The organism is Niallia tiangongensis (assembly GCF_044704065.1).
Taxonomy (GTDB): domain Bacteria; phylum Bacillota; class Bacilli; order Bacillales; family Cytobacillaceae; genus Niallia; species Niallia tiangongensis.
In genome coordinates this window covers 3,917,786-3,943,650 of the sequence record NZ_CP162613.1, presented here as the reverse complement: position 1 = coordinate 3,943,650, position 25,865 = coordinate 3,917,786, and the positions used below count along the sequence as shown (strand labels likewise).

Genomic DNA, 25,865 nt, shown 5'->3' with positions numbered 1-25,865 from the left:
GGTCTAGCTAGTTCTGTTACTTCTTCGTTTTTTTCCCAATTTGAATATCTTCCCCATCTACATCATCAATTACGGCACCAATTTCCCCTTCTGTATATGTATCTGTAGCTTGTTCATGAGTTGTTGCCAAGCCTGATGAAAGTTGATTTTTTTTTTCATAATCACTTGGATCAAAAACACGTCCCGCAACTTCCGTATTTTGATCAGCATTCTTTTTTTTCAATGTGAACACTCCTTTTTGTAATAACTTCTACAGATGTATTTTCTTCTAAATATTAAAAAATTACTCATGTAATTTTTGATTTCATGAAAAAGTTACTCCTGCTAATTTAGGAAATAGAAACATTTCCTTTTTCCTTTGTTTTCTGAAAAACTTTTCGGCATGGTATAAAACGGATTATTTCCAAAAGATGTGTGGTCAAATTTTAACTGTGCATGATGAATATTACAATAAATCTTGCCTATATAAATTCTTTTTATCGCCAGAACTCTAATAAGGATAATTTTAGTAAAACTGATATTTATTTCTGATAGTAGATAAAACAAGTAAGGGGTGGAAAAAAATATAATTAACAAAAATGTTCATTATATACGTACATTTTTTTGCAAAAAATAAAAAAGTGCGTATAAAAAAGTGAACATAAAAATTTGTAAATGGTAATATACCTAATGATGAAAGCGTTTTAATTACAGGAGGTGATCTTGTTAATCAATATAAAGTACATGTAAATACTTGAATTTTGAATTTCAAAAATCGAATGGGGGCAAATTTCATGAGGTTACCCAAAAAAGGCTTTTCCTATTTTGTTGTTCTTTTGATGGCTGTTTTAGTTGTTGGATGTTCGAATTCCTCTAGTGGAAATGGAAAAAACACAGAAGAGGTAGAATCTGAGGTTACTACAGTAGGCCCAGAAGATGGTGCGAAAATGGACATGTGGTTGTTCGTTGATTTACATCAAAAGTTCTATACTGAAATGTTGAATAAATGGAATGAGGAGAATCCGGATAAGCAAATTCAAATTAAGTTTACCGTATATCCTTATGCAGATATGCATACGAAGCTAACTTTATCAGTCCAATCTGGTGAAGGAATTCCCGATTTAGCGGATGTAGAAATTGGCCAATTTCCAAACTATTTAGACGGAGAAGTACCATGGTTGGCATTGAACAGTTATGTAGAGCCGTATAAAGCCGATTTGGTAACATCCCGATTAGATGCTTATGAAAAAGATGGTAACTACTATGGTGTACCAACACATGTTGGAGCTACTGTGATGTATTATAATACGGAAATCCTAGAGAAATACGGTATTGATTATGCCCAAATTCAAACATGGGATGACTTTACAGCAGCTGGTGAAAAATTAAAAGAGGCTTCAAATGGAGAAGTTTATATGACTTCAGTTGATACAGGCGGTGCTGACTGGTTAACTTTAGCTATGTCTGAACATGGAGAATCTTGGGTAGAAGATCCTGAAAATGCAAACGTGGAATTAGATTCTTTAAATAATTTGCTAACAATGCAAAAAGGTTGGTTGGAAAGTGGTATTGCAGAAGTAACTCCAGGGGGACAAATTGATACAGAGCAAGGTTATGCTACAGTTGCAAAAGGTGAAGTAGCTGCTTTCCCTAAAGCGATTTGGTATATGTCTCGATTTACAGATTATATGCCAGAGATGTCTGGTAAATTTGCAATTGCGCCAGCCCCCGTGTTTGAAGAAGGGCAAAAACGTTCGAATGGTGCAGGTGGTACAGGAACAGTAGTATATAAAGACTCTGAAAATGCTGATCTAGCAGCTGAATTTATGACTTGGGCAAAATTGACGGAAGAAGGCGGGGAACAAATTTGGAATATCCTTGGTTTTGATCCAGTCAATACGAAGGTGTGGACAAATAAAGAAATTACCCATAATCAAGAGAACGAATATGTGAAATATTTTGTTAATAATCCATTTGATACATTATTAGAAATTCAAGATGAAGTAAATTTAATTAAAACAGTGCCAATTACTACTACAATTAATGAGGTCTTTAATTTAACCACCTTAAATGAAGTTCTAGAAAATGGTGCGGATGTAAAGCAAGCTCTTGAAGATGCGCAGGCAGAGGTAGATTTTGAGCAAGAATAAGTTTGGTCTTTAAGATTGCCTCATAAGGCAATCTTAAAGACTCTTGATAGAAAAGGAGAGGAACGAATTTGAAGAAGATCCAAGCTTTTTTATTCTCTCAGAAAATTGCACCTTATGTGTTTATATTGCCGTTTGTTGTTAGCTTGTCATTCTTCTGGATATATCCAATGTATTCGACCATAAATATGAGTTTTTATAATATTGGAAATGGATACAGTGAATATATTGGGCTTGCAAATTATGAAAAACTGTTAGGTGATAAGGTATTTCATATCGCCGTTAGAAATAGTGTCATCTACACAATATTTACGTTAATTATATTGATTCCTATTCCAATGCTTTGCGCATTTTTATTAAATTCGAAAAGTGTTGTTGGGAAGAGAATTTATAAATCGATTATTTATTTGCCAGCATTGGTTTCAGTGGTAGTTGCAGGTATTTTATTTCGATATATGTTTAGTGAAATGGATTCTGGTCTTATGAATCAAATCCTGCATTTTTTTGGCCTTGAGTCAAAACAGTGGCTGAAAAATTGGGGAACAGGAATGTTTGCACTACTTTTATTAGCAACATGGAGATGGACTGGAGTTAACACTTTGTATTTTGAGGCTGGCTTAAGCTCTATTGATGAGGTGCTTTATGAATCGGCAAAAGTCGATGGTGCAAATGCATGGCAAAGGTTTTGGCATATCACTTTGCCGTTACTTAAACCAACAAGAATTTATGTTACAACCATCAGTATATATGCTGGATTAGCAATGTTTCTTGAAAGCTTTATGATATATGGAAGCAATAATTCTCCAAAAAATATTGGGTTAACGATAGTTGGTTATTTGTATAGACGAGGCATTGAAAAGAATGATTTAGGATATGCATCTGCGGTTGGCTTAGTATTATTGATTGTTGCTTTATCCATTAGCATGGTGTACCTGCTCTCAAGCGGCATGTTTAAAAAGGAGGACAAATAGTATGAGCAAGAATAATACGAATCCCAATAAAAGTCCTTTATCTAGCTCATCACTAGAAGGAATTAGAAATATTAAAGGGAAAAAAACTGGCAAAAATCCTTTGGTGAAAGCTTTGATAAACGGCTTTTTTATCCTTATGTGTGCTAGTGTAGCCGTTCCCTTTCTCTCAGGATTATTTGCATCTTTCCGTCCAGGTCAAATGTTAATAAGAAACGGCTTAAATTTAAACTTGGATTTTGAAAATTGGTCATTAATCAATTATAGCTATCTTTTTGATGGAAGTACTGGCTATCTGGATTGGTATAAGAATAGTCTGATTATTACCATTGTTTCTGTGATTTTGACGTTAATTATCTGTTATTTTGTTGCCTATGGCTTTGCAATGTATCATTTTAAGTTTAAAAACCTATTGTTTTTCCTAGTTATTGCGACAATGATGGTTCCGTTTGAAATATTGATGTTGCCATTATATAAGGAAATGATAAGTTTTGGACTAATAGATACCTATGCTGGGGTTATCCTTCCAGGTTTAGTACATGCTTCCACCATTTTTTTCTTTAGGCAGTATCTTTCAGGCATACCAAAGGAATTATTGGATGCAGGAAGAATTGATGGCAGTAGTGAGTATGGAATTTGTGTGAGAATTGTTATGCCCATTTCTAAACCTGCGTTCTCAGCAATGGCAATTCTGAGTTCAATGGGGGCATGGAATAGTATGCTGTGGCCATTAATTGTTTTACGATCAGCAGAAAAATTCACATTGCCTATAGGATTAAATACGTTATTAACACCTTATGGAAACAATTATGATGTCCTAGTTGCCGGATCCATCTTCTCCATTCTTCCTTTATTCATTTTGTACTTAATATTCAATAAGTACTTTGTAGAGGGTATGACAGCTGGAGCAGTAAAAGGATAAAGCTTGGAGAAAATGACTGAAAAAGTTGATAAAGAGGCGGGGTGAACAATGAAAATAAGATACGATTCTCCATTTTGGGAACGGATGGGAAAACTCTATTACATTATTGTTTTAAATTTCTTGTGGGTATTGTTTAGTCTACCATTAATTACAATTGGTCCATCTACTGTTGCACTCCATCATTGTATGTTTCATTTGATTAATGGGAAAGAAATGAATATTTTTACCGAATTTTACCAATCATTTAAGTGGAATTTTGTTAGAAATATGATGACTGGTATTATTGTTGTCGGTTTTGGCATATTGTTACTATCTTCTCGAAATTTTTATTTTGAAATTGCAGCAAATACTTCACTGAGTATTTACTATTTCTATATCTTTCTAGTTTTTCTTTTTGCTTTGTTCTTCGTTACAATCTTTCCAGTTTTAGTAAATTTTCATGGTCCGGTATTAGATTTATTAAGAACCTCTCTATTTTTAGCTATTAAAAATTTACCAATGAGCATCTTGATGGTGGTAATAGACTACTTGATCATTTACTTTTGTCAAATGTTGATTCCATTAGCCTTAATAGGAGTTGCTCTTATAGTATTCATAAACAGCCGTATTTATCTTAGAAAAGTCACTAATAGTTTGGTTATCGAATGAGAAGATTTTTGATGAAATTGGATAATAGACTGTATCTAAATAGTAGTTTTTATCTGAAAAAACAATTCAATTATGCAAATCAAAATACAATGGAAAAGGAATGAGAGAAGTATGTCTGAAAATATCAAAACTGCAAAAATGATCATCGATAAATCTTTTAAAATATCAGAAATTGATTCCCGTATTTATGGTTCATTTATTGAGCATTTAGGACGTGCGGTTTATGGAGGTATTTATGAGCCCGGGCATCCTTCGGCGGATAATAATGGATTTCGTCAAGATGTAATGGAGTTAGTTAAACAATTACAAGTTCCTATCGTTCGTTATCCTGGAGGAAATATGGTATCTGCTTATAATTGGGAAGATGGCGTAGGACCAAAGGAGAAACGACCAAAGAAATTGGAACTAGCATGGAATTCCATCGAAACAAATGAAGTAGGCACAAATGAATTTTTTGAATGGGCAAAACAAGTGAATTCAGAAGTAATGATGGCTGTAAATCTTGGAACGCGTGGAATTGATGCAGCCCGTAACCTTTTGGAATATTGCAATCTACCAGGAGGTACATATTGGAGTGACTTAAGAAAACAACATGGCTATAAAGACCCGCATAATATTAAAGTTTGGTGCTTAGGTAACGAAATGGATGGCCCATGGCAAATTGGTCATAAAACCGCCTATGAATATGGAAGACTAGCTGCAGAAACAGCAAAGGCAATGAAAATTGTGGATCCAAGAATTGAACTCGTCAGTTGCGGAAGCTCCAATACAGCGATGCCAACATTCCCTGAGTGGGAAGCAACCTCATTGGATCAGACCTATGATTACGTCGATTATGTATCACTTCACACCTATTATGGTAACCGAGATAATGATACAACCAATTTCCTCGCAAAATCATTGGATATGGATGATTTTATCAAAACGGTTATTGCAACTTGTGACTATATTAAGGCAAAGAAGAGAAGCAAGAAAAAACTTCATTTAAGCTTTGATGAATGGAATGTATGGTTTCACTCTAATAATCAAGATAAACAAATAGAACCTTGGAGTGTGGCACCTCCACTTTTAGAGGATGTTTATAATTTTGAAGATGCATTGCTTGTTGGTAGTTTGCTAAATTCTTTAATAAATCACTCAGATAGAGTTAAAATAGCTTGTCTTGCCCAATTAGTAAATGTCATTGCACCAATAATGACAGAAACAGGTGGGGCTTCTTGGAAACAGACCATTTTCTATCCATACTATTATACATCTGTATATGGTCGTGGAACGGCAATCCAAGCGATAGTAGATTCACCAAAATATGATTCAAAGGATTTTACGGATGTACCATACTTAGATCAATCGATTGTCTATAATGAGGAGAAAGAGGAACTTGTTATTTTTGCTGTTAATAGAAGCTTAGACAATCCATTACATGTTGATGTGGATATTCGATCATTTGAAGGATATTCCATTGAGGAGCATATTGTGCTTGCAAACGATGATCCTAAGGCAATTAACACACTTCAACATGAAGCAGTAAAACCTGTTGCCTCTAAGGAATCTTATATGGAAAATGGCAAATTAGTACTTGTACTGCCAAAAATGTCTTGGAATGTTATTCGATTGAGAAGAAAGTAGTCCTTCATTCTTATTTAGAAGAGCTTGAGAATAACCTCAAGCTCTTCTACTTTACAATTACTTCAAATTCCGACTCAAAAAAGCCTGTGTACGCACGGATTGAGGGTTTGTAAAGATCTTATTTGGTGGTCCTGACTCTTCGATTACTCCATTGTCCATAAAGATAACGTTGTTGGCTACTTCCTTGGCAAAGCCCATTTCATGGGTAACGACAATCATTGTCATTTTTTCTTCTGCTAAGTCTTTCATTACTTCTAACACTTCACCAGTCAGTTCTGGATCTAAGGCAGAGGTTGGTTCATCAAACAGCAATATTTCTGGTTCCATCATTAAAGCGCGGGCGATGGCAACACGTTGTTTTTGTCCGCCAGATAGTTTGGCTGGGTATGTGTTTGTAAAATTGGAAAGTCCGATTTTCTCTAAGATTTTCATGCTTCTTTTCTGAATGTCAGCAGCTGCCTCTTTCTTGACCAATTTCGGTGCAAGTTCAATATTTTCTTTTACAGTAAGGTGAGGAAATAGATTGAAATGCTGAAAAACCATTCCCATCTTTGTCGTAATCTGTTTAATTTTTGGGGGCGGTGAATAGATTCCGTCTTTTACTAAATCTTCCCCACAAACACGAATATTTCCTCCATCTATTTTTTCTAAATCGACAAGGCAACGGAGCATCGTACTTTTTCCAGAACCAGATGGACCAATAACCGCAACGACATCATTGTTATTGACATCAAAGGTAATCTGCTTTAACACATCAACCTTGTCGTATGATTTTTTGATATTCTCTATTTCGATGATTGCCATAAAAATCCGTCCTTCTTATTCAAATTTGAATCTACGCTCTAGCCATTTAAAAAATGCTGTTAATAGTAGGGTCATGATTAAATAAATAATCCCCGCGATGAAAAATGGTACAATCGTAAAATCGCGGTTTACAGCAGTTTGAGCAAAATGCAGTAATTCTGGGACAGCAACAGCATAAAGTAGGGCCGTATCCTTCACTAATGTAACCGATTCGTTTGCAACAGCAGGAAGGGCAATGCGAAACATTTGTGGCAACACAACACGTGTTGTTGTTTGCCATTTATTTAAGCCGAGAACTTGAGAGGCTTCATACTGACCTTTATCGATAGCGAGTAGACCTCCACGGAAAATTTCCGCAAAATAAGCTGCATAATTCAAAATAAAACCTAAAGCGGCAGCGACAAAACGATCTAACACCAAATATTCTCCGATTCCTGGAATCATCGGCAAACCAAAACAGATAAACAATAATTGCAGCAATAGTGGAGTACCACGCATAATATAAACATAACAGCTTGCCAGCCAAGCAAGTGGTTTGATACTAGACCTTATAGCAAGAGTTAAAAGAAAACCTAGTGGAACAGACAACACAATAGCGATAATAAATAAAAGAACGGTTGATTGTGCTCCTTCTAACATCGGTTTTAGTATCGACATAATATAATCAAACGACATTTTTATTCCTCCAACAAAACAAAACAGGGTTTCGTAAAGAAATCCTGTTTTGTTTACGATTCATTTGCGAGTTTACTTTAATACTTTATTTTCTCCAAACCATTTTTCCGAAACTTTAGCGGATGTTCCATCTTCATTCATCTCATCAAGTGCTTTTTGAAGCTTCTCTAATAAAGCATCGTTATCTTTTTTAACACCAATTCCGTATTCTTCAGGAGCAAGTGATTCATCCAGCACTTTAAAGGAATCTTGTTCTTTCGTCATATAATAATCAATAACAATCTCGTCAATAACAACAGCATCTAAACGGCCAGATTTTAAATCATTTAAAGCTAATACGTTATCGGAAAACTCGGTAACTTCTTTAATTTTTGATTTAATAGGACTATTATTTAATGCATCGGATGCAGAAGAAAGAGATTGAAGACCAACGACTTTTCCTTCCAAATCATCTAATTTTGTTATCTTCGAATCAGCTAATGTTACGACCACTTGTGCATTTTTTAAATAAGGCTTCGTGAAAAGAACTTTTTCTTTCCGTTCATCCGTAATAGTATAGCCATTCCAAATTAGGTCAATTCGACCACTGCTTAATTCGGATTCCTTTGTTTTCCAATCGATTGGTTGGAATTCTACTGACATATCCATTTTTTCAGCAGCCGCTTTTGCATAATCAATATCAAAACCAACGATTTCATTATTTTCATCTCTAAATCCCATTGGAGCGAATTTATCATCAATTCCAATTACTAATGTATCTTCCTTTTTATCGGATGAATTGTTTGAACAAGCTGTAAAAATGAAAAATACAGCTGCTAAGATAAGTAAATTACTTGCTAAACGTTTCATGTTGTAAAAAGCCACCTTTATGAATTAAAGTTTGTATTTTTTAAGATAAATCTATTAAAAATAAGGCTATCACTAAAATCCTTTAGTTCGATAATATAGTAGAGTGATAAACCAATGAATAGAATTTACCATATTAAAAAAGTAATTGTCAATAAAATATTTTAGTGTATTAGTAGAGTAAAGGATTTATTGGGTAAATAATCCAAAGGAATACTCTTTCATATTAGTGGATGATGCATAAAGAAGTATTATGATGTATGAATTATAATGGGAAGGAAGTACGAAATTTGAGTTGATTGGTGCGGCAGATAGTTGACTTCTAATTAGGATTGGGAAGCGGGAGATTACATAGACGAAAAGTTTAGAAGGAAAAACAACTAACCAGAGATCCTTATTCTCTAGTTAGTTGGTGATATGGTTATAACGGGAATGTTGAGAAAAGGTTCTGGCAAAGGGCTAGCGAATATTTTTCCACTTTAGAGAACCGCATCCATTATGAGGGTGGGTATAAGGGAAGTCTTTATTAAGTTTCTCATTTAACTCTGCTATGGATAAATGCTCCAACATTTCAGAGGATAAGCCGCTATTACAAACAATCTTTTGAATAAGAATATTTTTAATGGATTTCGTTTTATCGTAATAAACCATTGTACTTCCCCCTTAATTTAATCAATTTCATTTCTTCGAAGACATCAAATAAGTAGTGATAATTTCATTATAACTTATCAAATTGACTATTCCAAGTTGTTAAGGTGGATTTATTTCATGGTTAATGATTATGTTTTGATTTGTTCCATAATTGCTTATTGTGGCAAAATGCCAAATTCGTTATAATGGGCAAAAAGATAAGTGACTGAAGATTAAGATTTATTTATTCGTAAAAGGGGTGGGGGCATGTGTAAGTACAAAGTCATATTATTTGATTTAGATGGAACAATTTCAGATCCTAAAGAAGGAATCACGAAATCTGTTCAATATGCATTGCAAAAGCTTGGGAAAGAAGTACTTGATTTAGATAAGTTAGAAAGATTTATTGGTCCGCCACTACAAGAATCTTTTCCAAAATATTATGGTTACAACGATGAAATGACGAATCAGGCCATAGCACTATATAGAAAGCGATTTACGCAAAGCGGAATGTTTGAAAATGAATTATATCCAAGTATATCGATGCTACTCGACTTATTACAAAAAGAGGACAGGATTTTAATTGTTGCCACCTCCAAACCAACGATTTTTGCGGAGACGATTTTGAAATATTTTCAAATCGAGCAATATTTTACGCAAATCATTGGCAGTAATCTCGATGGGAGTAGAACTTCAAAAACAGAAATTATTCAATATATAGTAGATTTATATCCGTCTTATCAGCTGAGTGACTTTGTGATGATAGGGGATCGGGAGCATGATATCATTGGAGCAAATAATGTAGCTATTGATTCGATAGGAGTTACATATGGCTATGGCTCATATGAAGAGCTACACAAGGCAAATGCAACCTTTATTGTGGAGAGTATCGATCAATTAACAGGTATTTTAATAGGGAGAAAGAATGAGAAAAAACAGCAAATAAATCTTGTGACAGAGGATGAGGCTCCTCTTGTCCATAGGCTAATGCTAGAGGCGTTTGAAGATTATCGATATATGAAGGTGCCCTCAAGTGCACTGAATGAACCAATAGACAAATTAATTGATGCACTCAAAAATGGAACGGAGCAAGCAATTCTTTATCGATTAAATGATATCCCCCTTGGTTCCTCCCGTTTACAGCTAAAAGGGGATTCTCTTTATTTTTCGAGACTTTCCGTTACTCCATCGGCAAGAGGTAAAGGAATTGCGCAAGGGATGTTAGCATGGATGGAAGAATATGCATTATTAAACGGAAAGCAGAAAATGGAATGTAAAGTCAGAGCAAATGTACCAAAGAATATAAGTTTATACGAAAAATTAGGATTTGTCATAACAAAAGAAGAAGAGGCAAACAATCCCAATGGAAAATTAGTGAAAACAGTTAATATGGAAAAGCTGATAAAAAGGAAAATTCCATCTACAATACAAATCGGTTGAATGTAAAAGCCATCTCTTTTTTGTGAATGGATTTTCTACTATTTGCTGAATCGCCAAATTTTAGTTGCTCCTTATCCGGGTTTATGGTTAGAATCAAACGAATATCCATTCCAAAATAATAAAATCTTTATACCCAAGAGCGATATGATAATCTATAATGAATGAATATACTGAAAATTCTGCTCCGGATAGTGTAGAAGGGGAAAAGACATAAGGAGGAAAAAGCATAATGAATTACAAATTTGCCAATCGAATAGAACGAGTAAAACCATCAGCTATCAGAGAACTACTAAAACTGGGGGCGGATCCTTCTATTATTTCATTTGGAGGTGGATATCCAGATCCAGAGATTTTTCCAATTGAAAAATTAAGAAAAGTATACGATCAGGTACTACTAGAAGAGGGAAAATTGGCGCTGCAATATACAGGAACAGAAGGGTTAATGGCATTAAGGGAAAAGCTTGTGAATCGAGTGAAGAAAATTGGCATAAGCTGTGACGTGGATAATCTTTTTATTATTCAAGGCGGACAGCAAGGATTAGATCTTGCAGCCAAAGCTTTTATTGATTATGGAGATATTATTATAACGGAGAATCCAACTTTTCTAGGAGCGCTTGCTGCATTTAATCCATATGAACCAGAATACATTGGCGTATCAATGGATGAAAATGGTATGCGAATGGACGAGCTTGAGGCAGTATTACAGAAGCATCCAAATGCGAAGCTTATCTATACGGTTCCTGAATTTCAGAATCCTACAGGAGTGACGATGAGTTTAGAGAGAAGAAAGACTTTAGTAGACTTAGCAAATAAATATAATGTCGTCATTGTAGAGGATAGTCCGTATCGTGAAATACGGTATGAAGGGGAAGATCTGCCATCTATTAAAAGTTTTGACACAGAGGGAAGAGTTATTCATATAGGAAGCTTTTCGAAAATTCTTAGTCCGGGATTACGTCTTGGCTGGTTAATTGCAGATAGTGTATTAGCTGAGAAACTAAGCTTATTAAAGATGGCTTCCGATACGCAAAATTCAACTTTAAATATGTATGCAGTGAACCGATTTATGGATAGGTATGATTTGGATGAGCATATCGCACATATCAGAGAAACGTATAAACATAAGAAAGAACTGATGTTTCAAACTTTACACGAGGCTTTTCCGAAAAGTGTTACCTATACAAATCCTCAAGGTGGGTTGTTTACATGGCTTACTTTTCCACAGCATATTGATACAAAGATTCTTATGCAGGAACGTAGTTTGCCAATCGCGAAAGTAGCTTATGTTCCAGGTGAAAGCTTTTTCCCTAACATGCAAGAGAAAAACCATTGCCGAATTAATTATTCGTATATGTCAGAAGAGAATATCATTAAAGGTATTACAAATTTAGGAAAAATAGTCAAGGAAATGTGTTAGGAAGCTTCTTTTTGATTACGAAAAATATAAGTAGGTTACTTATAATAACTTTTTTATAATAAGTAAGTGTTTTTGTTTGCAATTAAATAATCTCAGTATTAGGATAAAAAAGTAATATGACTTTTTAAAAAATACGGAGGTTAAAATCATGAAAATTGGAATTATCTTAGGTAGTACACGTCAAGGAAGAGTGAGTCCACAAGTTGGAGCATGGGTGAAAGAAATTGCTGACAAGCGAGGAGATGCTGAATACGAAATCGTGGATATTGCAGAGTTTAACTTACCATTTTTAGGTGCAGCAGAAGGCCAAGAAAATGTTGCAGCTTGGAATGAAAAGCTAGCTAGTCTTGATGGGTTCGTATTTGTTGCAGCAGAATATAATCACAGTATAACTGGTGCTTTAAAAAATGCTTTAGATTCTGCAAGAGAAGCTTGGAACAATAAAGCAGCTGGAATTGTAAGCTATGGTTCAACAGGTGGAGCTCGTGCAGCAGAGCATTTACGAGGAATTTTAGGCGAATTGCAAATTGCTGATGTTCGAGTTCATCCAACACTTTCTTTATTTACTGATTTTGAGAACTTCACAACATTTAAACCATCTTCTCTTCATTTAGAGAACATGAATGCAATGCTTGATCAAGTAGTAGCTTGGAGCACAGCATTAAAAACAATTCGTGGATAATTTGTATACATAGAGTAGGGCGTATGAAGCTTTACTCTTTTTTTTATAGTGAAAAGAAATTAATTAGAAATACTGAGCAGCCTGAATACACGTGGACTCCTTTGGGCTCACCACTCGCCCCATGGAAAGCGAAGTGTATTTTTATAAAAGGATTTCCAGTCGAAGAATTTTAGAAAAGATATTTTAATAATAAGACAAATGGGTAATATAAATAAGAAAAAAATTTTCGACTGGAGGAGAAAAATGACTGCATTTTTAGAAGCGATTAAAAACCGCCGTTCGTATTATGGCATTAGTAAAGAACAAATAGTGTCTGATGAAAAAATCCAAGAAATAGTGAATGAAGCAGTGCTACATACACCATCTTCTTTCAACTCCCAAAGTACAAGAGTAGTGGTTTTATTAAACGAACACCATGATAAACTTTGGAATCTCACTGCAAGTGAATTACAAAAAATTGTTCCCGAGGAGAATTTTTCTTCCACGAAAGAAAAATTAAATTCCTTTAAAGCAGGATATGGAACGATTTTATTTTTTGAAGATCAAGAAGTAGTAGAAGGATTACAAAAGCAGTTTGCGTTATATGCAGAGAATTTTCCAGTTTGGGCAAATCAAACGAACGCCATGCATCAATTGGTCATTTGGACTGCTTTGGAAGAAGTAGGCTATGGAGCTTCTTTGCAGCATTACAACCCACTTATTGATGAGACGGTACAAGCAAAATGGAAAATTCCTTCTACATGGAAGCTTGTTGCACAAATGCCATTTGGTAAACCAACAGTAGAACCAGGACAAAAAGAATTTAAGCCTCTAGAGGATCGCGTAAAGGTATTTAAATAAGGCTGATTTTAAGAAAGGCTCCTATAATAGGAGTTTTTCTATTTGGTTTAAATGGCCGTTGACTTGGAGCAAAATCGAAGTAAAATCCCTGCTATTGTGATAGGATGATAGCATCACTATAAAGAAGGTGGAAAAATGAAAATTGAAGTATGGTCAGACTTTGTTTGCCCATTTTGCTATATTGGCAAACGTCGTTTAGAGATTGCGTTAGAACAATTTCCTTTTAAAGACCAAGTTGAGGTTGAATTTAAGAGCTTTGAATTAGATCCTAATGCGGAAGCTTACTCTGGGAAAAGTATCCATGAAGTACTTGCTGGTAAATATAGAATGAGTATCGAGGAAGCGAAAAATGCGAATGAAAATGTTGGTAATCAAGCTGCAAGCACAGGATTGAGCTATGATTTTGATAACATGAAACCAACGAACACATTTGACGCCCATCGGTTAACAAAATATGCGAAAACGGTTGGAAAAGAAAAAGAGCTAACAGAGAAATTATTGCATGCTTATTTCACAGAAGGAAAACTAATAAGTGATCCTCAGGTATTGGTGGAAATCGGAAAATCAGTAGGGCTGGAAGAAGCAGAGCAACGAAAAGTATTAGCTGATGCCACTAGCTTTGCAAATGATGTCAGAATTGATGAAGCACTTGCTGGGCAAATTGGCGTGACAGGCGTTCCATTCTTTGTTATCAATCAAAAATATTCTGTTTCTGGAGCCCAACCTACTGAAACCTTTAAACGTGTTCTCGAACAAGTATGGCAGGAAGACCATCCAGCCCCTAAATTTCAAGACCTTTCCGGAACAGGTGCTGTTTGTACAGACGAAGGCTGCGAAGTTCCTAAGAAATAATTATGGAGAATTTAAGCGAATAAAGGAAAAGAGATAGTCTAAACAATGGCTATCTCTTTTTTCTATTTAAATCAATCGGAATAAAACATGATTGAAAGCGTTTCAAAAAAGGGTATACGATTTACAAAGAAATGTACTATACTATAAATAGACATACTAAGCGTAAGTTTTTAAAGTGTAGACTTTTAAATTCAAATGCTTATAATTAAAATATCATTATCTATTGATTAAAGATTAAAGGATATTGCAAACATAATTTATAGAATTATTTTTTCTAATTAAGGTGGCTCGTTTATGAATAAGTATGAAGCGATAGCAATTGAAGTTAAACGTCGAATTAAAGAAAACTTTTATCCATTGGATCATCCGATACCTGATGAGATATCATTGTCTAAAGAGTTTTCCTGCAGCAGAATGACAATGAAAAGAGCATTGGATAAACTAGTGATGGAAGGACTTCTCTATCGAAAAAGAGGGCATGGCACCTTCATCGTTCAATCTGCACTACATGACAGCCGAGTAAATGTTTTGTCAAATGAAATTATGGGATTGTCCAAGCTATTAGATGGCGAGAAAATAGAGAGCAAAATCATTAAATTTGAAGTTCATTTTCCCAATGAAGAGGTTGCAGCACATTTGGCAATTGATGTGAAAACACCAGTGTATTATTTAATTAGATTGAGATCAGTGAAAGGCGAACCGTATGTCTTAGAAATTACTTATATGCCAACAACAATCATAACAGGTCTAAATGATGATGTCTTATACGGTTCTATTTATGAGCATATTACGAAAACATTAGGATTAACGATTGCTGGATCTCATCGGAAAATTAGAGCATGTAAATCCACAGAGCTAGATCATGAACATCTTGCATGTGAATTAGATGATCCTATTCTTGAAGTAGAACATGTGGGCTATTTAAATAATGGCATGCCATTTGAATATTCTTTTTCCCGCCACCGATATGATAAATTTGAGGTAACAAGCGTAAATTTAAAACGTTAAGAGGAAGAGCTTTTATTTCAAAGAAATGAAAAATAGAGTAGCTATCATGAAGGCGAATTCTTTGTGATGGCTGCTTTTTTGATAATGGCCTTTTTTTTTCGGGGAAATTACATATAGAAATACTGAGTAGCGTTAGGAAAATAGCCTTGATAATAAAAGATTAAAAAATATATAGAAAAACTATTTACATTTACGTTGCGTCAATGTTTACGATGGAAGAGTCAGGAGGTGAACAGATGGAATACACCGTACATGCATTAGGGAAGTTAGCGGGAGTAAGTACAAGAACATTGCGATATTATGATGAAATAGGAATTCTCAAGCCGGCGAGAATCAATTCATCAGGATATCGTATCTATGGACAAAATGAGGTAGACAGATTACAGCAAATTCTGTTTTACCGTGAGCTAGATGTACCATTAGAGACTATTAAGAATATGATGGCTTCCCCTTCTTTTGAAGTCAAAGAGGCATTAAAGGAACATCACGAAAAACTCCTGGCTAAAAAAGAACAGCTACATCAGTTAATTGAGAATGTAGAAAAAACGATGGAAACAATAGAAGGGAGCAGGACGATGTCTGATCAAGAAAAATTTGCAGGTTTTAAAAAGAAAATGATAGAAGATAACGAGGCGAAGTATGGCAAAGAAATAAGAGAAAAGTATGGAGAAGAGATTATTGATCAATCCAATGCTAAACTAATGAATATGTCAGAAAATGATTATCGAAGCATGGTTGAAGTGGAGAAAACACTATTTTCCAGCTTGCAAGAAGCATTAAAGGAAGGGAATCCCGCTGGGCAGGCTGGGCAAAAAACAGCGGATTTGCACAAGCAATGGCTTTCTTTCACATGGCCGGAATATACAAAGGAGGCACATGCAGGACTTGCAGAAATGTATGTTGCTGATGATCGTTTTACCTCTTATTATGACAAAGTACAAGTTGGCGCAACAGCCTTTTTACGCGATGCCATATTAATCTATACAGGCATGTCTTCTGAAAGTTAGCGTTAGCTAAATGAGGCTGGGACAAAACTAAATAGCCACTCTGTAAAGACGACCAATCTCTAATTTAGCTCTTAAATAAAGGCTAGTTTTTCATACTAGAAAGCGAAGTGTATTCAGGCTGCGGGTGATAACAACTGAAACAGCTTTTTTACAAGCTAATTAAAAAGCCAAACAATCATACGAAATTGATATGCTCCCAATAAAGTAGACAGATGAAATAGTAAAAAATCTGTTTAACTTTATTGGGGGCTTTTTCATGGCGAAAAATGCATATTCAGCGCAAGAGAAATTTGAAATAATTATGGCTTATGTGGACAGACAAACTTCAATTTCAGACTTCTGTCAACAATATGGCATTTCAACAAGAGCTCTACACGATTGGCTTTATCTATTTCAGACCTATGGAACGTCTGGACTTCAAGCTTCTAGTGGATGGAAAAGGTATACCAAAGAGGTAAAAACTGCTGCAGTACTTGATTATCTTTCAGGGGGCTATTCTCTGATTGAGATTACACATAAATATGAAATATCCAGTCGTTCGGTGTTGAAAGATTGGATAAAGAAGTATAATGATCATAGAGAATTAAAAGAGACGAAAAGGATGAACAACTCTATGATTAAAGGTCGGTCTACCACACAAGAAGAGCGTTTGGAAATCGTTATGTACAGCTTACAGAACGGCAAAAATTATCAACAGACATCGACACAGTTCAATGTTTCCTATCAACAGGTTTATCAATGGGTGAGAAAGTATGAGGAACACGGAGAAGAAGGTCTAATAGATAAGAGAGGCCAACGTAAGTCAGAACCAGAGTTAACTCCAGAAGAGAAGATCCAGCGTGAAATGAAACGGTTGGAGAGAGAGAATGAGCGCCTTCGGGCTGAGAATGCATTCTTAAAAAAGTTGGAGGAACTCGAAAGGAGGCGTTTAAAGAAACGTCCTTAAGCCAAATTCGATTGACCGATAAATATGTAGTCATTCAGGAACTTCATGAGAAAGAGAAATTCTCCATTGTGCTATTATGCGAAATTGGGAAAATTCAACGTTCTTCCTATTATAAATGGCTTAATCGTACCCCTTCCGAGAATGAAAAGTTGAATGAGCAAATTCTAGAGGAGATAAAGAATCTTTATGCGAAGGTGGACGGTATATATGGATATCGCCGCATTACGATGAACCTAAACCGTACCTTATCAAAGCCTATAAATCATAAACGTGTATACCGATTGATGGGAATCGCTGGAATTCACTCGGTAATTCGACGTAAAGGTAAAAAGTATAAGCCAAGCACACCACAACATATGGTTGAGAACATTTTGAACAGAGAATTCAACGCAGATGAGCCAAATGAAAAATGGCTAACAGATGTGACTGAAATGAAGTATGGAGCCTCACAAAAGGCTTATTTGAGTGCGATTTTAGATTTGTACGATGGCTCCATTGTAAGCTATATGTTAGGCAATTTTAATAATAATCCGCTGGTATTTAAAACATTCGATTTAGCGTTAGAAGTTAACCCAGGAGCAAAACCCCTCTTCCATAGTGATCGAGGATTTCAATACACCTCCCGAGCTTTTAAAAGGAAAATTGATAAAGCAGAAATGGTCCAAAGTATGTCAAGGGTAGGAAGGTGTATCGATAATGGACCGATGGAGGCTTTTTGGGGAACATTGAAAAGTGAAAAGTATTATCTGAACAAGTACAGTACTTTTGAAGAGTTGAAGCAAGACATTGAAGAGTACATACGATTTTATAATCATGAACGATTACAAAAAAGACTAAACGGCCTTAGCCCCTTAGAATACAGGGCTAAAGCCGCTTAGAATATTTTATTTATTTCCGCTGTCTACTTGACGGGGGGCAGTTCAAATTTCGTGTAATTGTTTGGCTTTAACTTGGGCTGGAATACTTATGTCCCAGCCTCTTTGGTTAATCACTAAATCAAGAAGCATTTCTGACTTTTTTCGCTTCTATTTTGCGAGAAGTCGCATATCTCCATCCTGTAAGAAGCAGGCCAACAAAACAAAGACTGCTGGAAACGAGAAATACTACATGCATCCCACTAAGAAAAATATCAGGTCTACCAGGGATGAGGGCAGTTACTCGATAGCCTGCTTTCATGCTCATAACAGAGAATAATATGCTCGTTGCAAGGGAAATTCCGACTACCATTCCTAAATTACGAACGAGTGAATTAATGCTGCCTGCGATTCCTAGTTGTTTCCGCTCCACAGTCGACATAATTAAAGAATTATTAGGGGACTGGAAGAGACCAGTACTTGCACCAAGCATAATAATCCATAAAGCTAAACTTGTGAGTGTGCTTCCTTCATGAAGAAAAGTTAAACCGATTTGTGCGACAATCATTACTAGTAGTCCTGCAAAGGTAATAGCTTGTCCGCTTATTTTATCGGATAATGCTCCACTTAAAGGTGCAACAACCGCCATGGTAATTGGAAAGAGCATAAGAATATAACCTGAATGTAACGCTGACAACCCAAGAATATCCTGTGTGTAAAAGGGAGACAGGATATTAAAACAAAAATTTGCGATAAAGACAATAAACGCACAGAAGATACTTATTGAAAAAAGTGGATTTTTAAAGATAGAGAGCTCTAGCATTGGACTGTCTCTGCGATATTCCACGATGATAAAACTGATAAATATAATTATTCCTATAAGGATGGAAGAGATAATCATCCAGTTAGCATATCCAAATTGCTGACCAAGTAATAAACCGCCGATAAGAAGAATAATGGCAAAGCTGAATAATAAGCTTCCTGCTACATCTATCTTAGTCTTTGTTAACGTTACATCTTTAGGAAGTATTTTCCATGCTAATGAAATAGCAATAATCCCAATTGGAATGTTAATCCAGAATATGTATTCCCACCCTAAACTTGAGATAATAATGCCACCTAAGCTTGGTCCAGTGATACTCCCTAAGGAGACAAACGTTCCAATTAAGCCCAATGCTTTTCCTCTTTCTTTTGCTGGGAAAATTTCTGTGACTATTCCTTGGCTATTTGCCATCGTCATTGATGCGCCGATCGCTTGGATAATCCGAGAAATGACTAGAAAGGAAAGAGAATTACTTAATCCACAAAGGAAAGAGCCAATGATAAATAGAACCGATCCCCATTTAAAGACTCTAATTTTTCCAAACATATCCCCCAATTTTCCAAAGAATAGGATAACGGTACAGATTGTTAGTAAATAACTAATAACAACCCATTGCGAGCTTGCAAAAGCGAGACCTAATTGTTTAGAAATAGTCGGTAGCGCAATATTCACAATACTTGCATCGAGAGTGGACATAAACGTAAATATATTTAAAACGGTAAAAATGAGCCATCTACGTTGATGAACTTCGTTGTTGTTTTCTTTTACGGAAGGATGCAAATAATCACCTCTTTTATTTAGTTGCATAAGCAACTATTCTTGCTTCATTTTAAAATAAGTTAGTTGCATAAGCAACTATTTTTTTGTATGCTACAATCAGTGAAATTAGTCTCTGCATTCTTATGTGAAACTATCCGAGGGGGAAAACAATATGAATGAAATGCCAATTGGAAGGATTGTATCGATGATTCATCGGCAGAATCAGAAATTCCTTTCGAAGGAATTAAAGCCATTCGAATTAGGGAATGGTGGGAAGCACGCTTTTTTAAAAACGATTATTGCCAAGCCGGGGATTAACCAAGATGAACTTTCCTCTCTTTTAAAGTTTGATAAAGCAACAACAGCAAGAGCTGTAAAGCATTTAGAAAACGTCGGATATATTGATAGACAAACCGATAACAATGATCGACGTTCTAATAATTTATATCCAACAGCCAAAGCACAAAACATTTTTCCACATATACAAGATGTGTTAGAAAGGCTAAACGAAGAAATTACTAGAAATTTGACTGCTGAAGAAGAGCGTCAATTGCTTCAATTATTAACAAAGATTTATCCCACTCTTAACGGACAGTAAGACTCTCACCTCTTGTTTGTGAGAATTCGAGGAAGAGATCAACTGTCTGTGAAGGTCCGAATGGTTCAACTAACCATCATTGGGGGATGAAGGAAAACCCCCAATGATGGTTAGTTTCACTTTATCCTGAATTAATGAGTGGCAGTATAGCAGAGGATAAGAAAAATAGAGAATAAGTGGGGGGAATATCCCCACTTGAGAGTAAGAATGGTGAATCATCTTATTTTTTAGTTAAATATTCAGCCAAGCTTAGCCAATTATTTTCGATCAATGTTGGAAGCTGGCTCTTGTTCCCGTTAGATATACACGCAATAATTTCCTGATGCTGTTCAATCGATTTTTGCCCATCCAAGGCATTAAATTTTAATAACTCAAGTCGACGGATTTTAGGAAGAAGACGATCTAAAGCTATAACTATTTCAGGATTTTGAGATGCTTCTAAAATAATTGCATGGAATTGGTCATCCTTTTGGATTGCTCTAAACCGATCCGCTACTTTTAGTGCCGCAGCAAATTCGTTATTTATTGCCGTCATTTGTTCGACATGACTAATAGACAAAGTGGCTAGAGCTATTTTAGCAGCTAATGCATGGAGGGAAGCAACAACTGTAAAGGCATGCATTGCTTGTTCTACTTCAATTAGGCTAACAATTGTTTCGGAACCTGGAGAAGTTACAATTAATCCTTGATCCTCCAATTTTTTGAGTGCTTCTCGTACCGGAGTTCTACTTACACCAAATTGTTCAGCCAATGCTTTATCGTTAATTCTTTCACCAGGCTTTAATTCAAGATGAATGATTGCTGATCTTAACCGTTCATATACTTGTTCTCTTAATGATAGACGAGGAATTTGTTTAATATTTTTCATAGCATTAATATATCATATTTCGGTTATATTAGTGGAAAAGAGTAAGTTCGTAGAATCATTCACAAAATTGTCAAATCATTTCATTTTACATTTATACCATACTTGGGTATGATATAAATATACGATATCTATGGGAGGTGGAATTTTATTGGAACATAACGAACAAGAAATGGAAAATTGCCATGTTACTAGTGACAGAAAAAGTCATCATTCAGACAAAGTAAAGCAAAATTTAGTCACCAGATTAAATCGTATTGAAGGCCAGATTAGAGGGTTAAAAGGTTTAATCGAAAAAGATACGTACTGCGATGACGTTATTACACAAATTTCTGCTACACAATCTGCCTTAAATAGTGTAGCAAAGATTTTGTTAGAAGGACATTTAAAAAACTGTGTTGTTGAGCGTATTCAAGAAGGAGACATGGAAGTTGTGGATGAGGTTTTAACCACAATTCAAAAATTAATGAAAAAATAAGGAGTGTTTTAAATGGAAAACGTAACATTGAAAGTAGAAGGTATGTCTTGTAATCATTGCGTGAAAGCAGTAGAAGGAAGTGTTGGCGAGCTTGCTGGAGTTTCAGCTGTTAAAGTAAACCTAAAAGAAGGATTAGTTGATGTTGCTTTTAATGCTAGTGAAGTTGATCTTGAAACGATTAAAGAAACAATCGATGAGCAAGGCTATGATGTAAAGTAATACAATGATAAAATGTGCATTTGTCAGCACATTTTTATTTTCAATAATATATACCCTGTATAGGTATAAGGAGTTTTGTGATATGGCCGAACAAAGTGTTATGAAAAGTAAGGGGAAAATAAAGGAACAGACCTTTGAGATTACGGGAATGACTTGTGCTGCTTGTGCAACTCGTATTGAAAAAGGTCTTAATAAAATGCAAGGCGTAGAAACTGCAACAGTCAATTTGGCACTCGAAAAGGCAACGGTTAAGTATAGAGAAGAGGAACTTTCAACAAATGAAATTAAAGAAAAAGTTGAAGGATTAGGATATGGAGTAACAACAGAAAAACTCGAATTAGATATCTCAGGAATGACTTGTGCTGCCTGTGCAACTCGTATTGAAAAAGGGTTAAATAAAATGTCCGGTGTTCATGATGCAACCGTTAATCTTGCCTTAGAAAATGCAACAATTGAGTATAATCCGGCAAGTGTTGCTACGGATGAATTAATTGGAAAAATAAATAAGCTTGGCTATGGGGCAACGAAGAAGGAGTCTAAGCAAGCAACCATAAACAAAAAGGAAGAAGCATTTCAAAGACAAAAACGGAAATTTATATTCTCCATGATTTTATCTCTTCCTCTCTTATGGGCGATGGTTGGTCACTTTACATTTACTTCTTTTCTCTATGTCCCAGAGATGCTCATGAATCCATGGATACAAATGGCTCTGGCAACCCCTGTTCAATTTTTAGTGGGTAAGCAGTTTTATATAGGCGCCTATAAAGCATTAAAAAATAAGAGTGCTAATATGGATGTTCTCGTCGCATTAGGAACTTCTGCTGCTTATTTTTATAGTGTCTATCTATCCTTCCAGACATTAGGGAATTTAGGTCATCCTGTTGGTCTATATTTTGAAACAAGTGCTATTCTTATTACGTTAATTATTCTTGGCAAGTTATTTGAAACGAAAGCAAAGGGACGATCTTCAGAAGCAATAAAAAAACTAATGGGATTACAGGCGAAAACTGCCATTGTTATTCGAAATGGCGAGCAAAGGGAAATTCCTCTTGAAGAGGTTTTAGTAGGAGATACACTCCTTGTAAAACCAGGAGAAAAAATTCCTGTAGATGGAGAAATCATCGAAGGACAGTCAGCGATTGACGAATCGATGCTTACTGGTGAAAGTATTCCAGTCGATAAACAAGCGGGAGATTCAGTCATTGGCGCCACCATTAATAAAAATGGCTTCTTAAAAATGAAGGCTACAAAGGTCGGTAAAGAGACAGCACTTGCGCAAATTATAAAAGTAGTTGAAGAAGCTCAAGGTTCTAAGGCACCAATTCAACGTTTGGCAGATCATATTTCAGGTATTTTTGTTCCAATTGTAGTAAGTATTGCACTTATTACGTTCCTTTTATGGTATTTCTTCATTACACCTGGAGATTTTGCAGAAAGCCTAGAGAAGTTAATCGCAGTACTAGTTATTGCTTGCCCTTGTGCGCTGGGGCTTGCTACTCCGACCTCTATTATGGCTGGATCAGGCAGAGCTGCAGAATATGGGATTTTATTCAAAGGCGGAGAACACCTGGAAATGACGCATAAAATTGACACCATTTTATTAGATAAAACAGGAACGGTCACAAATGGGAAGCCTGTTTTAACAGATGTAGTAACAGAATGGAAAGAAGAAGAACTATTATCCTTAGTTGGGGCAGCAGAAAGTAAATCAGAGCATCCCCTTGCAGAGGCGATTGTCAAAGGAATAACGGATCGAGGGATTCTACTTCCAGATACAGTTCAATTTGAAGCGATTCCAGGATTTGGAATTCGTGCAAATGTAGATGGTAATGAAGTATTAGTCGGAACACGCCGGTTGATGGATCGTTATCGCATAAATGTTGGGAAAATTCTTCCCCACATGAAAGAGCTTGAATCCCAAGGGAAAACAGCAATGCTTATAAGCGTAAATGGTAATTATGCTGGTCTTCTCGCAGTTGCAGATACGATTAAACAAACGTCAAAAGCGGCAATTAAACGATTGAAACAGATGAACATAGAAGTCATGATGATTACTGGAGATAACCAGCAAACAGCAGAAGCGATTGGGAGACAAGCTGGGATTGAGCATATAATTGCTGAGGTACTCCCAGATGGGAAGGCGGAGGCTGTCAAAAAACTGCAGCAACAAGGTAAAAAAGTAGCCATGGTCGGGGATGGAATAAATGATGCTCCAGCACTTGCCCTAGCAGATATAGGAATGGCAATTGGGACTGGTACGGATATAGCAATGGAAGCAGCTGATATTACACTCATTCGCGGGGATTTACAAGCAATTGCAGACAGTATTTTAATAAGCAGAAAGACCCTTACCAATATTAAGCAAAATTTATTCTGGGCATTCGGTTATAATACACTCGGTATACCGATTGCGGCAATCGGATTGTTAGCACCTTGGCTTGCTGGTGCGGCTATGGCATTTAGCTCTATATCTGTCGTATTAAATGCCCTTCGTTTGCAACGTTTAAAGCTTTAAGATTATTGGTTTATAAAAAGTTTTTCGGTCGGGTTCATAATCTTAGCAACTTTATCTCATACTAGAATTGTACGTCTATAACTACTAGCAGGAGGTAACGAATAATGGCGAAACAGAAAAAATCTGAAGTAAATAACCAATGGGCAACTGCAAATACAGAAGTTACAAGCAAAAAACAGCATAAGACAGCGACAGATAATCAATGGGCTTCTACTAATAAGAAACAGTAAATTAATTGGATAGGGTTTTTGTGCGAAAAGCATACCAACAGACGAGTTGGTATGCTTTTAATTTTGTTTATAAAATTACTTTGCTGCTTCTTGCATTGCTTTAAACCGTTCGATATCATCCGGATTTCCGAAGCTTCGTCGATTCGTATCTAAGGAAGCAATCGTTTTAATATCGTCTGCATCGAGTGTAAAGTCAAATAAATCAGCGTTTTCAATAATACGATGCTCATGTACAGATTTAGGAATAATAATGGTATCTCGTTCTAAATGCCAGCGTAAAATAACTTGTGCAACTGTTTTATTATGCTTTTTGGCAATGGCTGCTAAAGCTGGCAAATCGAATAATCCATTTTTTCCTTGACCGAGCGGGGCCCAAGCTTCATGTGCGATATTATGCTGTGCCATATAATTTCTTAATTCTACCTGTTGGAAAAGGGGATGTGTTTCTACTTGGTTTAACATTGGCGTTATTCTTGCTGTTTCAGCCAATTTCTCAAAATGGTGAATTTGGAAATTACATACGCCAATAGCACGGACTAAGCCTTCTTCATAAAGATCCTCTAATGCTCTCCATGTCTCTTCAAAGCCAGGTGCTGCCCAATGAATGAGATAAAGATCTAAATAATCAAGCTGCAATTTTTTTAAGGATTCGTGAAAAGCTTTTTTTGTTTCTTCATAGCCGAAGTCGGTTACCCAAACCTTTGTTGTAATAAATAATTCCTCACGAGGTACACCAGCCGATTTAATTGCATTGCCTACAAATTCTTCGTTTTCATACCTTGTAGCTGTATCAATGGACTGATATCCGTTTTTAATTGCAGCAAGGACACTTTGTTCACATTCTGTTGGATCGTTAACTAAAAAAACACCAAAGCCCAAATTGGGTATTTCTACTCCATTGCTTAGTTTTTTTGTGGTATTAATTGATAACTCCATTATTTCACCTCATTATAATAGTTTTTACTATCCTAAGAGTATCGGTTTCTGGTTGATTTTTCAAATGATTGAGATGGGGAGAGCCGCAAGTAAAGGAGGAAAGTTGCAAGTAAAAGGAGAAAGTTGCAAGTAAAAGGAGAGAAGTCGCAAG

The 25,865-nt window shown here is 35.8% G+C and carries 26 protein-coding genes; 18 read left to right on the top strand and 8 right to left on the bottom strand.

Features of this window, described 5'->3' with window-relative positions:
• Nucleotides 1-16: 16 nt before the first annotated feature.
• A complete protein-coding gene (locus AB3U99_RS18970; protein WP_400243200.1) occupies nucleotides 17-223 on the bottom strand; it encodes a YozQ family protein in 207 nt (68 codons plus the stop codon).
• Nucleotides 224-773: 550 nt separating this feature from the next.
• On the opposite strand from AB3U99_RS18970, the gene AB3U99_RS18965 reads away from it, so the two are divergent.
• The 5 genes from AB3U99_RS18965 (at nucleotide 774) to AB3U99_RS18945 (ending at nucleotide 6,290) form a co-directional block, all read left to right on the top strand.
• Nucleotides 774-2,129, top strand: a complete 1,356-nt coding sequence (locus AB3U99_RS18965) for an ABC transporter substrate-binding protein (protein ID WP_400243198.1) — start codon at nucleotides 774-776, stop codon at nucleotides 2,127-2,129.
• A 68-nt stretch (nucleotides 2,130-2,197) separates the two neighbouring features.
• Nucleotides 2,198-3,097: a carbohydrate ABC transporter permease gene (locus AB3U99_RS18960; protein ID WP_400243197.1), complete on the top strand. Its 900-nt coding sequence runs from the start codon at nucleotides 2,198-2,200 to the stop codon at nucleotides 3,095-3,097.
• 136 nt (nucleotides 3,098-3,233) lie between these two features.
• On the top strand, nucleotides 3,234-4,016 hold the full coding sequence (locus AB3U99_RS18955; RefSeq protein ID WP_400248120.1) for a carbohydrate ABC transporter permease: 783 nt from the start codon (nucleotides 3,234-3,236) through the stop codon (nucleotides 4,014-4,016).
• 48 nt (nucleotides 4,017-4,064) lie between these two features.
• Nucleotides 4,065-4,664, top strand: a complete 600-nt coding sequence (locus tag AB3U99_RS18950) for a YesL family protein (RefSeq protein ID WP_400243196.1) — start codon at nucleotides 4,065-4,067, stop codon at nucleotides 4,662-4,664.
• Nucleotides 4,665-4,775: 111 nt separating this feature from the next.
• Complete coding sequence (locus AB3U99_RS18945) at nucleotides 4,776-6,290, top strand: alpha-N-arabinofuranosidase (protein WP_400243195.1); 1,515 nt, start codon at nucleotides 4,776-4,778, stop codon at nucleotides 6,288-6,290.
• Between the two features lie 57 nt (nucleotides 6,291-6,347).
• Here the strand turns inward: AB3U99_RS18945 and AB3U99_RS18940 are convergent, their stop codons facing one another.
• The 4 genes from AB3U99_RS18940 to AB3U99_RS18925 all read right to left on the bottom strand — a co-directional run bounded on the left by AB3U99_RS18940 (nucleotide 6,348) and on the right by AB3U99_RS18925 (nucleotide 9,266).
• Nucleotides 6,348-7,094 carry an amino acid ABC transporter ATP-binding protein gene (locus tag AB3U99_RS18940; protein ID WP_400243194.1) on the bottom strand — a complete coding sequence of 249 codons (747 nt, stop codon included), beginning with the start codon at nucleotides 7,092-7,094 and terminating at the stop codon, nucleotides 6,348-6,350.
• Between the two features lie 15 nt (nucleotides 7,095-7,109).
• Nucleotides 7,110-7,769, bottom strand: coding sequence for an amino acid ABC transporter permease (locus tag AB3U99_RS18935; RefSeq protein WP_400243192.1), 660 nt, complete (start codon nucleotides 7,767-7,769; stop codon nucleotides 7,110-7,112).
• A 72-nt stretch (nucleotides 7,770-7,841) separates the two neighbouring features.
• Nucleotides 7,842-8,618 carry an amino acid ABC transporter substrate-binding protein gene (locus AB3U99_RS18930; RefSeq protein WP_400243191.1) on the bottom strand — a complete coding sequence of 259 codons (777 nt, stop codon included), beginning with the start codon at nucleotides 8,616-8,618 and terminating at the stop codon, nucleotides 7,842-7,844.
• A 456-nt stretch (nucleotides 8,619-9,074) separates the two neighbouring features.
• Entirely contained in the window at nucleotides 9,075-9,266 is a 192-nt protein-coding gene (locus tag AB3U99_RS18925) for a hypothetical protein (protein WP_400243189.1), read from the bottom strand.
• 246 nt (nucleotides 9,267-9,512) lie between these two features.
• On the opposite strand from AB3U99_RS18925, the gene AB3U99_RS18920 reads away from it, so the two are divergent.
• From AB3U99_RS18920 to AB3U99_RS18885, 8 genes are all read left to right on the top strand, one after another.
• Nucleotides 9,513-10,685 (top strand): GNAT family N-acetyltransferase, encoded by a 1,173-nt coding sequence (locus AB3U99_RS18920; protein WP_400243187.1) that lies wholly within the window; start codon nucleotides 9,513-9,515, stop codon nucleotides 10,683-10,685.
• 229 nt (nucleotides 10,686-10,914) lie between these two features.
• Nucleotides 10,915-12,102 carry a PLP-dependent aminotransferase family protein gene (locus AB3U99_RS18915; protein WP_400243186.1) on the top strand — a complete coding sequence of 396 codons (1,188 nt, stop codon included), beginning with the start codon at nucleotides 10,915-10,917 and terminating at the stop codon, nucleotides 12,100-12,102.
• A gap of 148 nt (nucleotides 12,103-12,250) precedes the next feature.
• Nucleotides 12,251-12,784, top strand: coding sequence for an NADPH-dependent FMN reductase (locus tag AB3U99_RS18910; RefSeq protein ID WP_400243184.1), 534 nt, complete (start codon nucleotides 12,251-12,253; stop codon nucleotides 12,782-12,784).
• A 243-nt stretch (nucleotides 12,785-13,027) separates the two neighbouring features.
• Entirely contained in the window at nucleotides 13,028-13,624 is a 597-nt protein-coding gene (locus AB3U99_RS18905; RefSeq protein ID WP_400243182.1) for a nitroreductase family protein, read from the top strand.
• Between the two features lie 135 nt (nucleotides 13,625-13,759).
• Nucleotides 13,760-14,476, top strand: coding sequence for a DsbA family oxidoreductase (locus AB3U99_RS18900; protein WP_400243181.1), 717 nt, complete (start codon nucleotides 13,760-13,762; stop codon nucleotides 14,474-14,476).
• Between the two features lie 294 nt (nucleotides 14,477-14,770).
• Complete coding sequence (locus AB3U99_RS18895; protein WP_400243179.1) at nucleotides 14,771-15,484, top strand: GntR family transcriptional regulator; 714 nt, start codon at nucleotides 14,771-14,773, stop codon at nucleotides 15,482-15,484.
• Nucleotides 15,485-15,720: 236 nt separating this feature from the next.
• The gene (locus tag AB3U99_RS18890; RefSeq protein WP_400243177.1) at nucleotides 15,721-16,491 is read left to right on the top strand and encodes a MerR family transcriptional regulator; all 771 of its coding nucleotides are present in this window, start codon (nucleotides 15,721-15,723) and stop codon (nucleotides 16,489-16,491) included.
• A 256-nt stretch (nucleotides 16,492-16,747) separates the two neighbouring features.
• Nucleotides 16,748-18,315 (top strand): IS3 family transposase gene (locus AB3U99_RS18885; protein WP_400241628.1). Its coding sequence is split into 2 segments (ribosomal slippage): nucleotides 16,748-17,399 and nucleotides 17,399-18,315, totalling 1,569 coding nucleotides; the frame shifts between segments, so codons are not numbered across the junction.
• Nucleotides 18,316-18,433: 118 nt separating this feature from the next.
• On the opposite strand, the gene AB3U99_RS18880 is transcribed toward AB3U99_RS18885, so the two are convergent.
• Nucleotides 18,434-19,921 carry an MFS transporter gene (locus AB3U99_RS18880; RefSeq protein WP_400243176.1) on the bottom strand — a complete coding sequence of 496 codons (1,488 nt, stop codon included), beginning with the start codon at nucleotides 19,919-19,921 and terminating at the stop codon, nucleotides 18,434-18,436.
• Nucleotides 19,922-20,045: 124 nt separating this feature from the next.
• Here AB3U99_RS18880 and AB3U99_RS18875 point away from each other — a divergent pair, with 124 nt between their 5' ends.
• Nucleotides 20,046-20,471, top strand: a complete 426-nt coding sequence (locus tag AB3U99_RS18875; RefSeq protein ID WP_400243174.1) for a MarR family winged helix-turn-helix transcriptional regulator — start codon at nucleotides 20,046-20,048, stop codon at nucleotides 20,469-20,471.
• A 220-nt stretch (nucleotides 20,472-20,691) separates the two neighbouring features.
• On the opposite strand, the gene AB3U99_RS18870 is transcribed toward AB3U99_RS18875, so the two are convergent.
• Nucleotides 20,692-21,339, bottom strand: coding sequence for a GntR family transcriptional regulator (locus tag AB3U99_RS18870; protein WP_400243172.1), 648 nt, complete (start codon nucleotides 21,337-21,339; stop codon nucleotides 20,692-20,694).
• Between the two features lie 130 nt (nucleotides 21,340-21,469).
• Here AB3U99_RS18870 and AB3U99_RS18865 point away from each other — a divergent pair, with 130 nt between their 5' ends.
• The 4 genes from AB3U99_RS18865 to AB3U99_RS18850 all read left to right on the top strand — a co-directional run bounded on the left by AB3U99_RS18865 (nucleotide 21,470) and on the right by AB3U99_RS18850 (nucleotide 24,778).
• Complete coding sequence (locus AB3U99_RS18865) at nucleotides 21,470-21,814, top strand: metal-sensitive transcriptional regulator (protein ID WP_400243171.1); 345 nt, start codon at nucleotides 21,470-21,472, stop codon at nucleotides 21,812-21,814.
• A 12-nt stretch (nucleotides 21,815-21,826) separates the two neighbouring features.
• The gene (copZ, locus tag AB3U99_RS18860; RefSeq protein ID WP_400243169.1) at nucleotides 21,827-22,033 is read left to right on the top strand and encodes a copper chaperone CopZ; all 207 of its coding nucleotides are present in this window, start codon (nucleotides 21,827-21,829) and stop codon (nucleotides 22,031-22,033) included.
• A gap of 82 nt (nucleotides 22,034-22,115) precedes the next feature.
• Nucleotides 22,116-24,548 (top strand): heavy metal translocating P-type ATPase, encoded by a 2,433-nt coding sequence (locus AB3U99_RS18855; RefSeq protein WP_400243167.1) that lies wholly within the window; start codon nucleotides 22,116-22,118, stop codon nucleotides 24,546-24,548.
• A gap of 104 nt (nucleotides 24,549-24,652) precedes the next feature.
• The gene (locus tag AB3U99_RS18850; protein ID WP_263479846.1) at nucleotides 24,653-24,778 is read left to right on the top strand and encodes a hypothetical protein; all 126 of its coding nucleotides are present in this window, start codon (nucleotides 24,653-24,655) and stop codon (nucleotides 24,776-24,778) included.
• Between the two features lie 75 nt (nucleotides 24,779-24,853).
• Here the strand turns inward: AB3U99_RS18850 and AB3U99_RS18845 are convergent, their stop codons facing one another.
• Complete coding sequence (locus AB3U99_RS18845) at nucleotides 24,854-25,714, bottom strand: aldo/keto reductase (RefSeq protein WP_400243165.1); 861 nt, start codon at nucleotides 25,712-25,714, stop codon at nucleotides 24,854-24,856.
• Nucleotides 25,715-25,865 lie beyond the last annotated feature (151 nt).